The organism is Streptomyces sp. NPDC051563 (assembly GCF_044454225.1).
GTDB lineage: Bacteria > Actinomycetota > Actinomycetes > Streptomycetales > Streptomycetaceae > Streptomyces.
Genome location: NZ_JBITDL010000023.1, coordinates 91,059 through 104,277 on the forward strand (window position 1 = coordinate 91,059; position 13,219 = coordinate 104,277).

Here is a 13,219-nt window from a genome sequence, read left to right on the forward strand (position 1 = left end):
GCATGTCGGTCAGGCCACTGTCGTACGGGACCCCGGCGGCCGGAAACTATCGGCGTGACGCAGACAGAACCGGGCCCCGGCCCCTCCCCCGCACCGACGCCCGCCTCCGGCCGGGCGGCCGGTCCCGACTCCGTGGACGGGGCACCGCACCGCGTGCACCGCGTCCACCGCGCCTGGTTCGTCGCGGCCGTCGCCTTCGTGACGATCATCGGAGCGGCCGCCTTCGCCTCGCTCCCCGGCCTGCTCATCGAGCCGTTGCACGAGGAGTTCGACTGGTCGCGGGGCACGATCGGCCTCGCCGTCTCCGTCAACCTCGCGCTGTACGGGATCACCGCGCCGTTCGCCGCCGCCCTGATGGACCGCTTCGGCATCCGCAGGGTCGTCGCCCTCGCGCTCACCGTCATAGCCGTCGGCTCGCTGGCCACGGTGTGGATGACCACCTCCTGGCAACTGATCCTGTACTGGGGCGTCCTGGTCGGGCTGGGCAGCGGCTCCATGGCCCTGGCCTTCGCCGCGACGGTGACCAACCGCTGGTTCGTCGCCCGGCGCGGCCTGGTCACCGGCATCCTGACCGCCGCCGGGGCCTCCGGCCAGCTGATCTTCCTGCCGCTGCTGGCCTGGATGGTCGAGAACCACGGCTGGCGCCCCGCGGCGGTCACCGTCTCGCTGGCGGCACTCGCCGTCGTGCCCTTCGTCTGGCTGCTGCTGCGCGACCACCCGGCCGACATCGGGACCACCCCCTACGGGGGCCCGTACGCGGCCAAGCCCGCACCCGTCCCCGGCGCCGCCCGACGGGCCCTGGGGGTGCTGGCCAAGGCGGCCCGGACCGGCCCCTTCTGGCTGCTGGTGGGCACCTTCGCGATCTGCGGGGCCTCGACCAACGGACTGGTGAAGACCCACTTCGTGCCGTCGGCCCACGACCACGGCATGCCGGTGACGGCGGCGGCCGGACTCCTCGCCGTGATCGGCGTGTTCGACGTCATCGGCACGGTGTTCTCCGGCTGGCTGACGGACCGCTTCGAATCGCGCCGCCTCCTCGCCGTCTACTACGCCCTGCGCGGGATCTCGCTGCTCTTCCTCCCGATGCTGCTGGCCCCGGCCGTGCACCCGCCGATGGTGTTCTTCATCGTCTTCTACGGCCTGGACTGGGTCGCGACGGTGCCGCCCACGATCGCCCTGTGCCGCGAGCACTACGGGGAGGACGGGGCCATCGTCTTCGGCTGGGTCCTGGCCTCGCACCAGATCGGCGCCGCGGTGGTGGCCTTCCTCGGCGGCCTGGCCCGCGACGCCTTCGGCTCGTACGACCCCGTCTGGTACGCCTCGGGCGCCCTGTGCGCGATGGCCGCCCTGATGGCGATGGTCATCCGCCGCCGGACCACGGCCGAGCCCGCCGCGCTCTGACGCCCGCCCGGTCCGGCTGCCAGCATGGGCCCGTGGACGACACGGGCGGGCCGGCGACGGCGGACGAGCAGGTACGGGCCGCGGCGAACGGGCCGGCCGCGGCGGACGAGCTGGTACGCGCCGTGGAGGCCGGGGACGAGGCGGCCCTCACGCGGCTGCTGGGCCGGGGCGTCCCCGCGGACGCGCCGGACCGCGACGGGCGCACGGCACTGGACCTGGCCGTACGCGAGGGCCGGGAGGGCGCGGTACGCGTGCTGCTCGCGGCGGGCGCGGACCCCGAGCAGGCCACCGGCCCGTACGACGAGGAACTCCCGCTGGTGCAGGCGGCCACCAGGGGCCACACCGGCATCGTGCGCCGGCTGCTCGCCGCCGGAGCCGACCCCGACCGCGCCAACGGGCTGCGCGCCACGGCCCTGGGCCGTGCGGGAGCCGAGGGCCACACGGAAACGGCCCGGGTCCTGCTGGAGCACGGAGCGGATCCGCGGCTCCGCTGGAAGGGCAGGCTCCCTGCCGACTGGGCGGCCCGCTTCGGCCGCACCGGGACGGCGGAGTTCCTGCGCACCCGGGCCGCCGGGCCGGACCGCCGCGGCCCGGGTGTGCCGGCCTAGGCTCCGGCCGGGGTGCGCGACTTCAGGGTGCCGTCCGGGCCCGCCAGGAGGACCGGGGTGTCCGGGCCGCCGAGGTCACGGACCGCCGCGCGGTCGGCGTCGGAGGGGGCCTGCGCCGCGCTGACCACGGCCGCCGCTTCGAGGGACTGGGCGCCGCTGGCCACGGCCATCGCGACGGCCGTCTGGAGCGCGCTCAGCTTCAGGGAGTCCAGGGCCACGGTTCCGGCGACGTAGGTACGGCCGGTCTCGTCCCGGACCGCCGCCCCCTCGGGCACGCCGTTGCGGGCCCGGGCGCTGCGCGCCAACGTGATGATCTTGGTGTCTTCGGGGTCGATCCCGGTGCTGTCGGTCATGGGCCGAAGCATATGGAGCGCGTCGGCGGGGCCGCACGACGACCCCGCCGACGCGCTCTCCCCTCCACCCCCGGTGTCCCCCCGGGCTCTTGGTGGCGCCGGGACAAAACTAAGCGCTGTGTAAGCGGCCGCGCGGCCACGAAGGTCCCATGATCGATGACCTTGGACCCCTCCCGGATTCCGCACGGGGGAACACGGCGGAACCCCGGGGCGACGGCCGCACCGGGACGGCCCCACCGGCCTACGGCCGGTCGAGCCGCAGCCGTTCCGCCTTCGGCAGGCCCGCGACCACCAGGTCGTACGAGTCCTCGACCAGCTCCCGGAGCAGTGCGTCGGGCAGCGCCCCCGGTCCGCCCGCGGTCACCGTGTTCCAGTGCCGCTTGTTCATGTGCCAGCCCGGCACGATCGCCTCGTGCTCCGCCCGCAGCCGCACCGCCTGCTCGGGATCGCACTTGAGGTTGACCTTCAGCGGGTCGCCGTCCAGCGCGCTCAGCGCGAACATCTTCCCCAGCACCTTGAACACCGAGGTCTCCGGGGTGAAGGGGAACTCCTCCACGGCCGCGTTGAACCCCAGGCAGAAGGCGCGCAGCTGCGCCGGCGTCACTCCGTCTCCCCGTCCTGCTCCTCGGCCGGAGCCACCGGCTCCACCAACACGGTCACGATCTTGTTCCGTCGTCCCGCCGGGGACTCCGCCGTCAGCCGCAGCGGCCGCCCGTCCGGCAGGTCCACCACCGCCGAGGCACCGGCGATCGGGACCCGGCCCAGCGCCTTGGCGAGCAGTCCGCCGACCGTCTCCACGTCCTCGTCGTCGAAGGAGTCCACCTTGAACAGTTCACCGAGGTCGGTGATGTCCAGGCGGGCGGTGACCCGGTAGCGGTCCCCGCCCAGCTCCTCGACCGGCGGGAGCTCCCGGTCGTACTCGTCGGTGATCTCGCCGACGATCTCTTCGAGGATGTCCTCGATGGTGACGATGCCGGCGGTGCCGCCGTACTCGTCGATGACGACCGCCACGTGGTTGCGCACCGACTGCATCTCGCGCAGCAGGTCGCCCGCGTTCTTGGTGTCCGGCACGAACACCGCGGGCCTTATCGCCGTGGAGACCAGGTCGCTCTCCGCGTCCCGGCTGATGTGCGTCTTGCGGACCAGGTCCTTCAGGTACACGATGCCGACGATGTCGTCCTCGTTCTCCCCGGTCACCGGGATGCGCGAGAAGCCGGACCGCAGCGCGAGCGTGGTCGCCTGACGGACCGTCTTGTACCGCTCGATGCAGACCAGATCGGTGCGCGGCACCATGACCTCGCGCACGAGGGTGTCGCCCAGCTCGAAGACCTGGTGCACCATGCGGCGCTCGTCGTCCTCGATCAGCGATTCCTTCTCCGCCAGGTCGACCATCGCGCGCAGTTCCGCCTCGGAGGCGAAGGGCCCCTTGCGGAAGCCCTTGCCGGGCGTGAGCGCGTTGCCGAGGAGGATCAGCAGCTGCGGGACCGGCCCCATGATCCGGGCGAGCGGTACGAGGACGTAGGACGCGGCCGTGGCCGTGTTCAGCGGGTGCTGGCGGCCGATGGTGCGCGGGGACACGCCGACCGCCACGTAGGACACGAGGACCATCACGGCGATGGCCACGAGCAGCGCGGTCCAGTTCTCCCCGAACTCGTCGAGGCAGACGTACGTGACGAGCACGCCCGCCGCCATCTCGCAGGTGACCCGGACGAGCAGGGCGACATTGACGTAGCGGGTGGGGTCGCCGGCGACCTGGGCCAGCTTCGCGCTGCCGCGCCGGCCCTCCCGTACGGCCTGCTCTGCGCGGAAGGCCGAGATCCGGGCGATCCCGGACTCGGCGCACGCGGCGAACCAGGCCACCACGACGAGCAGGACGGCGCCCGTGATCAGCTGGAGATCACCGGTCATGAGACGGTCGGGGCCGGGGACGGGCCGGTCACGCCGTTCTCGCCGCGCCAGCCGTCGACGATGGCCGCCTGGAGGCCGAACATCTCGGCCTTCTCGTCCGGCTCCTCGTGGTCGTACCCGAGCAGGTGCAGCACCCCGTGGACCGTCAGGAGCTGGAGCTCCTCGTCCATGGAGTGCCGCGTCGGGGCGTCCTCGCCCTGCTTCTTGGCGACCTCGGGGCAGAGCACGATGTCACCGAGGAGCCCCTGCGGGGGCTCCTCCTCGTCCTTCTTCGGCGGACGCAGCTCGTCCATCGGGAAGGACATGACGTCGGTGGGTCCGGGCAGGTCCATCCACTGGATGTGGAGCTGCTCCATGGCGTCCTCGTCCACGACGATGACGGAGAGCTCCGAGAGCGGGTGGATCCGCATCCGGGCGAGTGCGTAGCGGGCGATGTCGAGGATCGCCCGCTCGTCGACCTCGGTTCCGGACTCGTTGTTGACGTCGATCGACATGGTGCGCTGGTGTCTACTTCCGCTGGAAGCCGTTCCGCGACTGCTTCGCGTCCTGGCTGTCGTCGTACTTCTCGTACGCGTCGACGATACGGCCGACCAGCTTGTGCCGGACGACATCCTCGGACGTGAGCCGCGAGAAGGCGATGTCCGGAACGCCTTCGAGGATGTCCTGCACCTGCCGCAGACCGCTCTTGGCACCGCCCGGGAGGTCGACCTGGGTCACGTCGCCGGTGACGACGATCTTCGAGTCGAACCCGAGCCGGGTCAGGAACATCTTCATCTGCTCGGGGGTGGTGTTCTGCGCCTCGTCGAGGACCACGAAGGCCTCGTTGAGCGTCCGGCCGCGCATGTAGGCCAGCGGCGCCACCTCGATCGTCCCCGCCGCCATCAGCCGCGGGATCGAGTCCGGGTCGATCATGTCGTGCAGGGCGTCGTAGAGCGGCCGCAGGTACGGGTCGATCTTGTCGAAGAGGGTTCCGGGGAGGAATCCCAGGCGCTCGCCCGCCTCGACCGCCGGACGGGTCAGGATGATCCGGCTGACCTGCTTGGACTGCAGGGCCTGGACCGCCTTGGCCATGGCGAGGTAGGTCTTGCCGGTACCGGCGGGGCCGATGCCGAAGACGATCGTGTGCTTGTCGATCGCGTCGACGTACCGCTTCTGGTTGAGCGTCTTGGGGCGGATGGTGCGGCCGCGGCTGGAGAGGATGTTCTGGGTGAGCACCTCGGCCGGCGTCTCGTCCGGCCCGTCCCCGTTGCCGCTCGACTTGAGCATGGCGATCGAGCGTTCCACTGCGTCCTCCGTCATCGGCTGCCCGGTGCGGAGCACCAGCATCATCTCGTCGAACAGGCGCTGGATCATCGCGACTTCCGCCGTCGCGCCGACCGCACTGACCTGATTGCCCCGAACATGGATGTCGGCCCTCGGGAAGGCCTTCTCGATCACGCGCAACAAGGCGTCGCCCGAGCCGAGGACGGACACCATCGGGTGGGTGGCCGGTACGGAGAAGTGGGCTCGCGCCTGTCCCGGCGCGGGGGATTTGGCTGTCGGTGTCTGAGTCATGGGCCGGCACTGTGGCCTGCGCATACCTCCCACTGAGGGGCCGCGCCGATCGACGGCCACCGGACTTCCAAGCGTACGTCGCCACCCCGCCATCCCCGAGGGGTTTTCCCCGCTCCCTTACGCCCCCTCCCCCATCGCCCCCAGCCCCGACCGTCCACCGGCCCGATCCCACCCCTCCCACGACGCCCTACCGCTCGCGCGCGTGGCGGACGTGGACCCGGGGGCGGGGGGCCGGGAGGCACGGGGGCCGACGTGCCACCCAGCCGGGTGCTGGGCGGCCTCGAACGGGGTGCCCGGGGCCGAGGGCCGGGCGGCTGCGCCCCGGGCGCAGGCAGGCGCGGGCGGCGTCGGGTGCGGGGGCGCACGAGGCCGGGGGCGGGGTCCTGCCCGGGTTTTCCGGGCGGTCCGGGACTACGCCGATTGGCGGAAGCCGATCGTCGGGACCGCGCGGCGGCGGCTGGCGGGGGCGGCGGCTCGGGGGACGAGGTCGTCGAGGAAGCCGTAGCGGCCGCGCAGGGCCTCCGGGGCGGTGCGCCACCAGTGGGCCACCTCCGGCCAGCCGGGGGCCGACAGGGAGCCGCCGAACTCCTGCACCGACAGGGCCGCCGTCAGGCCCGCGAAGGCGAGCCGGTCCGCGAGGGGCCACTCGGCGAGGGTGCCGGTGAGGAAGCCCGCCACGTACACGTCGCCCGCCCCGGTTGGGTCCAGGGCGTCGACCGCGATCGCGGGGACCTCGGCCGTCTCCCCGGTCCGCCCGTCCACCGCGTACGAGCCCTCGGCGCCCATCGTCACCACCGCGATCGGCACCTTCTCGGCCAGCGCCCGCGCCGCCGCGCGCGGGCAGTCGGTGCGCGTGTAGGCCATCGCCTCCCCCGCGTTGGGCAGGAAGGCCTCGCAGTGCTCCAGGTCGGCGAGCGCCCCCAGATCCCAGCGCCCGCTGTCGTCCCAGCCGACGTCGGCGAAGACCCGGGCCCCGCGCCGGGCCGCCTCGGCGACCCAGGCCTCGCCGCCGCCCGGGCCGAGCGAGGCCACGGCCGCGCGGGCACGGGGCGGGCACTGGGGGAACGGGCCGGGGTCCGCCGGGAGCGGGGCCTCGTGGCCGTGGGAGACCATCGTGCGCTCGCCCTCGTACGCCATCGAGACGGTGACGGGGCTGTGCCAGCCGGGCACGGTCCGCGACATCGACAGGTCGATGCCCTCGCCCTGTTCGAGCGCGTCCCAGCAGTACTCCCCGTAGTGGTCGTCCCCGAAGGCGGCGGCCAGGGAGGTGCGCAGGCCGAGCCGGGCGAGGGCGGTGGCCATGTTGGCGACGCCGCCGGGGCTGGAACCCATGCCGCGCGCCCAGGACTCGGTGCCGCGCACGGGGGCGGAGTCGAGGCCGGTGAAGATGATGTCGAGGAACACCGTGCCCGTCAGGAAGACGTCGCAGCCCGGTTCTTGGGGATCGCGCAGCGGACCGAGCGGGTCCACGGCGGAGTCGAGGCTGTCCCGGCTGCTGCGACTGGTCACGTTGTACTCCCCGTTCGGTTCGGTGCGCGTTCTGATCTTGGCGGGTCGTTTCTTCACTGGGCCTCGCGATCGGACTTCCCTATGGGGTTCACCATGGGGTTCAACCCGCGTCCGCCGTCAGGCCCTCCCTCCCGGGCGGGCCCGGAATACAGTGTGACGCAGATCACCGCACGAACGCTCTTCTCCGGATATCGGGGCGCTTGATAAATATGAGCCCCGCGGTCTTGCGGAATCTCGCGCTCCACCTGCACCACTCCTGGATCATCCGTGCCCGACCGCACCCCCGCGCCGCCCGCCGCCTGGCCGCTCGTCGCGCTCTTCACCTCCGGTTACGTCGCCCCGTACCTGCTGCCGACCGTCGTCGGCCGGCTCGACGCGCACCTCCCGCTGAGCCCCGCGCAGGCCGGCCTGATCGGCTCCGCCCTGCTCCTCGGCTCGGCCGCCGCCGGATTCACCCTCGCCTCCCGCATCCCACGGCACGGCCCGCGCCCCCTGGCCCGGCTCGGTCTGCTGCTCGCCGTCCTCGGCTACGGCACGGCGGCCGCCACCGCGCAGCTCCCCCTCGTCATCACGGGCGCCGTCCTCGGCGGCTTCGGCTCGGGCACCGCCACCGCCGTGGCCGCCTCCGGCATCGCCGCGCAGCGCGACCCGCACCGGACCTCCGCCCTGGGGCTGCTGTCGGTGTCGGCCACGGCCGGGGCCCTGTACCTGACCCTGCCGCGGCTCGGCGGCGGGCACGGGCTGCCGTTCGCGGCGATCGCCCTGGTCGCGCTGGTCTGCTGGCCCGCGACGCGGCACCTGCCCGGGGCCGACCGCCCGGAAGCCCCGGGGACCCCGGCCACCCCGGACCGCCAGGACCGTGCCGACGGCACCGCCCGGGCCGTACGGGCCTCCGCGCGGCTGCCCTACCCGCGCGCCGGCATGATCCTCGCCGGGGCCCTGATGCTGTGGTCCCTGGCCCAGAACGCCCTGTGGGGCGTCAGCGGCCGCATCGGCGCGCAGCAGGCGGGCCTGTCCGAGGTCACGCTCGGGATCGTCTTCGCCGCCGCGCTCGGCGCCGGGCTGCTCGGGGTCACCGCCGCCTCCGCGCTCGGGGCCCGGCTCGGGCGCGCGGTCCCGGTGGGCGTGGGCACCGCGGTCATCGCCTGCTGCGTGGTGCTGGCCTCGCACGCGCGGGACCTTGGCTCCTTCGCCGCCGGGGAGATCCTGTGGAACGCGGTCTACCCCGTCGTGCTCTCCTACGCCATCGGCCTCGCCGCCGCCCTCGACCCGCGCGGCCGCTGGGCCGTCCTGGTCGGTTCCGCGTCCTCGCTCGGGGTGGCCTGCGGGCCCGTCACCGGGAGCCTGCTCGCCGAGGGCGCGGGGTTCCCCGGCATGGGCCTGGTCCTCGGGGGCCTGCTGCTCGCGGTGGCCGGGCCGATGGCCGGAGTCGCCCTGCACGTCGGCGGACGCCCCCTGACCCCGGGCTCGGTGCGCCGCCGCGGCGGGGCCCCGGCGGCCGTGCTCGCCGCCGGAGCGGGCACACCGGCCGGCTCCGTACCGCGGGTCGGTGCGCAGGAGCTGGAGGTCGTCGAACTCGCGCAGCTCCGCACCCGCCCGCTGCGCCTGCCGCCGCTCCGGGTCCTGCTGCTCTCCCCGGCGGCAACCCGCCGCACCCGCGACAAGATCCGGCGACGGGTGGGGACCGGCGTGTAGGCCGTCCCGTCCGGCCCCGGCCGGTCAGGCCCGCACCGTCCCGCGCCCGCATCTCCCGTACGGGCGCGGCACCTTGGCGGTCGGCCCGTACCCGTACGCCCGCGGCCGTGCCGGGAGGCGGGCACCGGCTCCGCTCCGCAGGCTCCCGCGCCCGCCCCTACCGCTCGCCCTCTCCTGCCGCCCCGCCCGGCGCCCGGGCCGGGGGGCCGTCCGGGGCCCCTACCGCCCCGCCAGACGCTCTGTCGGCCCCGGCGCCGTCCGCGGCCCCTACCGCCCCACCCGACGCTCTGTCGGCCCCGGCGCCGTCCGCGGCCCCTACCGCCCCGCCAGACGCCCTGTCGGCCCCGGCGCCGTCCGCGGCCCCTGCCGACCCGCCCGACGCCCTGTCGGCCCCGGCGCCGTCCGCGGCCCCACCGGCATCGGAGCCGTCGCCGCCAGGGGCCGCGGACGCTTCGGCGCCGGCGTCGTCCTCGACGTGGCTCTCGGCCGAGGAGACCTCGTCCCCGGCCGCCCCGCCCCCGGCCTCCTCGGGCCGGGCGTCGGCCTCCGCGGCACCGGCCCCGTCCCGGTCCGGCGCTCCGTCGCGATCCGGCGACCCGTCCTGGTCCCGCGCTCCGTCGCGATCCGGGTCCCGGAACCCCTCGAAGCCCGCCTCCTTCATCGACTGCCCGAACCCGCCGCCCCCGAAGGCCGCCTCCGCGGCAGCCAGCCCGGTCACCCTCCCGTGGCCCCGGCCCCGACGAGCCGCTCCCGAACCCCGCCGGCCCTGGTCTTCCGGTCATCTCTCCCCCTCGCCCGAGCGCCGCTCCGCCGTTGCGGACACGCCCGCGAAGGTGCGGGCGGCGGCACCCCAAGCATCCGCACGGCGAGGTGCGGATACAAAGAGCCGGCAGGAGCCGGCGGGAGAGGACCGGAGGGGGCAGGCGGAGAGCGGCCCGGCCTAGCCGGCCCGCTTCGGCACGGGGACCCGTACGAGATCCGCGGCGATCGTCAGTTCGCCCTCGAAGCCGGCCGCCCGGGCCTGCCGCTCGAACTCCGCCGGATCCGGGTACCGCTGCGAGAAGTGCGTCAGCACGAGATGCCGCACGCCCCCGTCCCGCGCCACCCGCGCCGCCTGTCCCGCGGTGAGGTGCCCGTGGTCGGTGGCCAGTTGGACGTCCTCGTCGAGGAAGGTCGACTCGATCACCAGCATGTCGCAGCCCGCCGCGAGCGCTTCCACGCCCTCGCAGAGCCGGGTGTCCATGACGAAGGCGAACCGCTGTCCGGCCCGCGCCTCGCTGACCTCGTCGAGGGTGACCCCGCCGAGGCTGCCCTCGCGCTGGATCCGGCCCACGTCGGGCCCCTTGATGCCGTGGAGCGCGAGCAGTTCGGGCCGTATCCGGCGCCCGTCGGCCTCGGTGAGCCGGTAGCCGAAGGACTCCACCGGGTGCGAGAGGCGTACGGCGTCCAGGGTGTACGCGTCCCCGCGCGCCAGGATCCCGTCCTCGGCCACCGGCTCCTCCGCGATCCGCACGGTCTCGCGGTAGGCCGTGGCGTACCGCAGCCGGTCGAAGAACTTCTGTCCGGAGGCCGGGTAGTGGGCGGTGACGGGGTGCGGGACCCGGTCGAGGTTGATCCGCTGGATGACCCCGGCGAGGCCGAGGCTGTGGTCACCGTGGAAGTGGGTGACGCAGATCCGGTTGATGTCGTGCGCGGCCACCCCGGCGCGCAGCATCTGGCGCTGGGTGCCCTCGCCGGGATCGAAGAGGATGCCCTCGCCGTCCCAGCGCAGCAGGTAGCCGTTGTGGTTGCGGTGGCGGGTGGGCACCTGGCTGGCGGTGCCGAGCACCACGAATTCGCGTACGGACACGGTTTATCCCGGGGGCCATTCGAAGCCGCGGCCGCCGAGGACGTGCGCGTGGGCGTGGAAGACCACCTGGCCGGCGCCGGCGCCGGTGTTGAAGACGAGGCGGTAGCCGCTCTCGGTGAGCCCCTCGTCGGCTGCGACGCGGCCGGCCTCGGTCAGGACGTCGGCGGCGATCCCGGGCTCGGCGGCCGCGAGGGAGACGGCGTCGGGATAGTGCGCCTTCGGGATCACGAGGACGTGGGTGGGTGCCTGCGGGTTGATGTCGCGGAAGGCGACGGTGGTGTCCGTCTCCCGGACGACCGTCGCGGGAATGCTCCCCGCGACGATCTTGCAGAACAGGCAGTCGGCCTGCGGTTCCCCGGCCATGTGCTGAGCCCTTCGTGACGGGTGACGGTGATCGGTTCCGGCATGGTATCCACCGCCACCCCCGCCGGCCGGACCGGTCAGGACCAGCGTCCCGTCCGCGCCAGCAGGACCGCCGCCGCGGCCGTGCCCGCCGTGGAGGTGCGCAGCACCGAGCGGCCCAGCCGGTACGGGTGCGCTCCGGCCGCCGCGAAGGCGGCGAGCTCGTCCGGGGAGACCCCGCCCTCGGGTCCGACGACCAGGACGATGGAGCCGGCGGCCGGCAGTTCGGCGGTGGCCAGCGCGCCCGAGGGCGTGTCCCGGTCCTCGTGCAGGACCACCGCGAGGTCGGCCTCCGCGAGCAGCGCCGCGACCTGCTTGGTCGACAGCGCCTCGGCGACCTCGGGGAAGCGGACCCGGCGGGACTGCTTGCCGGATTCCCGGGCGGTGGCCCGCCACTTCGCGAGGGATTTGGCGCCCCGGTCGCCGCGCCACTGGGTGATGCAGCGCGAGGCCTGCCAGGGCACGATCGCGTCGACGCCGGTCTCCGTCATGGTCTCGACGGCGACCTCGCCCCGGTCGCCCTTGGGCAGGGCCTGGACGACGGTGATCCGGATGGTGGGCTCGGGCTCCTCCAGGACGGACTCCAGGTCCGTGATCACCAGACGGTCCTTGCCCTCCGCCGCCTTGACCACGCCCTCGGTCCACCGGCCCAGGCCGTCGGTCAGGACCACGTCCTCGCCGGGGGCCAGCCGCTTCACGGAGACCGCGTGGCGGCCTTCGGGACCGTCCAAGACGAACTCCGGTCCCGCGGGAACCTTTTCCACCACGAACACCGGGGCGGTCATGACGCACTCCTCATCTGCATTGCCTTCAATGCGTTCTGTGCCGCGCCGAGTTCCGCCGCGAGCACCTCCACCAGTTCCCCGGCCGGCAGGGCCCGCGCCAGCCGGTGCCCCTGGCCCGCCCACAGGGCCATGCCCTGCGGGTCCCCGGCATCGGCGGCGGCCTTGCGCAGCGGCGCGGTCAGGTGGTGCACCTGCGGGTACGCGGCCGGGGCGTACGGGCCGTGCTCGCGCATGAACCGGTTGACCAGTCCGCGGGCCGGCCGCCCCGAGAAGGCCCGGGTCAGCTCCGTCCGGACGAACAGCGGGTCGGTCAGCGCCTTCTTGTGCAGGGGGTGCGCGCCGGACTCCGGGCAGGCCAGGAAGGCCGTACCGAGCTGCGCGGCCTCGGCGCCCGCGGCGAGCAGCGCGGCGATCTGCGAGCCGCGCATCAGGCCGCCCGCCGCGATGATCGGGAGGGCCACGGCCTCGCGCACCTGCGCGACGAGCGCGAGCAGGCCGACTCCGGCCGTGCCGTCGCCCTGCGGGTCGTCGCGGTGGGTGCCCTGGTGGCCGCCCGCCTCCACGCCCTGGACGCAGACGGCGTCGGCGCCGGCCGCCTGGGCGGCGCGGGCCTCCTCGACGGAGGTGACGGTGGCGATCGTGTACGTACCGACGTTGCGCAGGCAGGTGAAGGCCGCGGGCGAGGGCAGGCCGAAGGTGAAGGAGACCACGGGGACCGGGTCTTCGATGAGAATGGCCAGTTTGGCGTCGTAGCCGTCGTCGCTGGTGCCGATGATGTCCTCGTCGGCGAGGGAGATCTCGTACCAGGAGGCCTCACTGGCGAGGTGCCCGCGGTAGACCTCCAGGGCGGCCGGGTCCGCGTGGGAGGTCTGCGGCAGGAAGAGGTTGACGCCGAAGGGGCGGCGGGTGAGCGCGCGCAGCCGCTTGATCTCCTGGTACATGCCGTCCGCGGTCTTGTAGCCGCCGGCGAGGAAGCCCAGTCCGCCCGCTTCGCACACGGCGGCCGCGAGCGGCGGGCAGGACGCGCCGCCCGCCATGGGCGCCTGCACGATCGGGTACGCGAAGAGACCGTTCGGTGCGGAGGACATGAGCTGCATCGTGCCATGTCCCGCTCACGGGACCGAATCACGGCATTCGCCTGGCATAGTCCCCTTC

At 74.2% G+C, this 13,219-nt stretch carries 13 protein-coding genes; 3 read left to right on the plus strand and 10 right to left on the minus strand.

The annotated features are described in order from the left end of the window. Nucleotides 1-54 precede the first annotated feature (54 nt). Nucleotides 55-1,401, plus strand: coding sequence for an MFS transporter (locus tag ACIA8F_RS26365; protein WP_399382359.1), 1,347 nt, complete (start codon nucleotides 55-57; stop codon nucleotides 1,399-1,401). A 32-nt stretch (nucleotides 1,402-1,433) separates the two neighbouring features. After that, on the plus strand, nucleotides 1,434-2,009 hold the full coding sequence (locus tag ACIA8F_RS26370; RefSeq protein ID WP_399382361.1) for an ankyrin repeat domain-containing protein: 576 nt from the start codon (nucleotides 1,434-1,436) through the stop codon (nucleotides 2,007-2,009). Here ACIA8F_RS26370 and ACIA8F_RS26375 read toward each other — a convergent pair. From ACIA8F_RS26375 to ACIA8F_RS26400, 6 genes are all read right to left on the minus strand, one after another. Further along, on the minus strand, nucleotides 2,006-2,362 hold the full coding sequence (locus ACIA8F_RS26375; protein WP_399382363.1) for a cytidine deaminase: 357 nt from the start codon (nucleotides 2,360-2,362) through the stop codon (nucleotides 2,006-2,008). The genes ACIA8F_RS26370 and ACIA8F_RS26375 overlap by 4 nt on opposite strands. A gap of 241 nt (nucleotides 2,363-2,603) precedes the next feature. Continuing rightward, nucleotides 2,604-2,966, minus strand: coding sequence for an MmcQ/YjbR family DNA-binding protein (locus ACIA8F_RS26380; RefSeq protein WP_399382364.1), 363 nt, complete (start codon nucleotides 2,964-2,966; stop codon nucleotides 2,604-2,606). Next, entirely contained in the window at nucleotides 2,963-4,270 is a 1,308-nt protein-coding gene (locus tag ACIA8F_RS26385) for a hemolysin family protein (RefSeq protein WP_399382366.1), read from the minus strand. Before ACIA8F_RS26385 ends, ACIA8F_RS26380 begins: the two co-directional genes overlap by 4 nt. Further along, nucleotides 4,267-4,764 carry an rRNA maturation RNase YbeY gene (ybeY, locus tag ACIA8F_RS26390; RefSeq protein ID WP_399382368.1) on the minus strand — a complete coding sequence of 166 codons (498 nt, stop codon included), beginning with the start codon at nucleotides 4,762-4,764 and terminating at the stop codon, nucleotides 4,267-4,269. The genes ACIA8F_RS26385 and ybeY overlap by 4 nt, the downstream gene beginning before the upstream one ends. Nucleotides 4,765-4,777: 13 nt before the next feature. Beyond that, nucleotides 4,778-5,824 (minus strand): PhoH family protein, encoded by a 1,047-nt coding sequence (locus tag ACIA8F_RS26395; protein WP_399382369.1) that lies wholly within the window; start codon nucleotides 5,822-5,824, stop codon nucleotides 4,778-4,780. Nucleotides 5,825-6,235: 411 nt separating this feature from the next. Further along, the gene (locus ACIA8F_RS26400; protein WP_399382371.1) at nucleotides 6,236-7,333 is read right to left on the minus strand and encodes a carbohydrate kinase family protein; all 1,098 of its coding nucleotides are present in this window, start codon (nucleotides 7,331-7,333) and stop codon (nucleotides 6,236-6,238) included. Between the two features lie 267 nt (nucleotides 7,334-7,600). Here ACIA8F_RS26400 and ACIA8F_RS26405 point away from each other — a divergent pair, with 267 nt between their 5' ends. After that, nucleotides 7,601-9,028 carry an MFS transporter gene (locus ACIA8F_RS26405; RefSeq protein WP_399382372.1) on the plus strand — a complete coding sequence of 476 codons (1,428 nt, stop codon included), beginning with the start codon at nucleotides 7,601-7,603 and terminating at the stop codon, nucleotides 9,026-9,028. 940 nt (nucleotides 9,029-9,968) lie between these two features. Here the strand turns inward: ACIA8F_RS26405 and ACIA8F_RS26410 are convergent. The 4 genes from ACIA8F_RS26410 to ACIA8F_RS26425 all read right to left on the minus strand — a co-directional run bounded on the left by ACIA8F_RS26410 (nucleotide 9,969) and on the right by ACIA8F_RS26425 (nucleotide 13,152). Beyond that, nucleotides 9,969-10,877 carry a ribonuclease Z gene (locus ACIA8F_RS26410; RefSeq protein WP_399382374.1) on the minus strand — a complete coding sequence of 303 codons (909 nt, stop codon included), beginning with the start codon at nucleotides 10,875-10,877 and terminating at the stop codon, nucleotides 9,969-9,971. 3 nt (nucleotides 10,878-10,880) lie between these two features. Then, nucleotides 10,881-11,240, minus strand: a complete 360-nt coding sequence (locus ACIA8F_RS26415; protein WP_399382376.1) for a histidine triad nucleotide-binding protein — start codon at nucleotides 11,238-11,240, stop codon at nucleotides 10,881-10,883. 77 nt (nucleotides 11,241-11,317) lie between these two features. Next, nucleotides 11,318-12,064 (minus strand): 16S rRNA (uracil(1498)-N(3))-methyltransferase, encoded by a 747-nt coding sequence (locus tag ACIA8F_RS26420; RefSeq protein ID WP_399382378.1) that lies wholly within the window; start codon nucleotides 12,062-12,064, stop codon nucleotides 11,318-11,320. Continuing rightward, entirely contained in the window at nucleotides 12,061-13,152 is a 1,092-nt protein-coding gene (locus ACIA8F_RS26425; protein ID WP_399382380.1) for a nitronate monooxygenase, read from the minus strand. The genes ACIA8F_RS26420 and ACIA8F_RS26425 overlap by 4 nt, the downstream gene beginning before the upstream one ends. Between the last annotated feature and the right edge of the window lie 67 nt (nucleotides 13,153-13,219).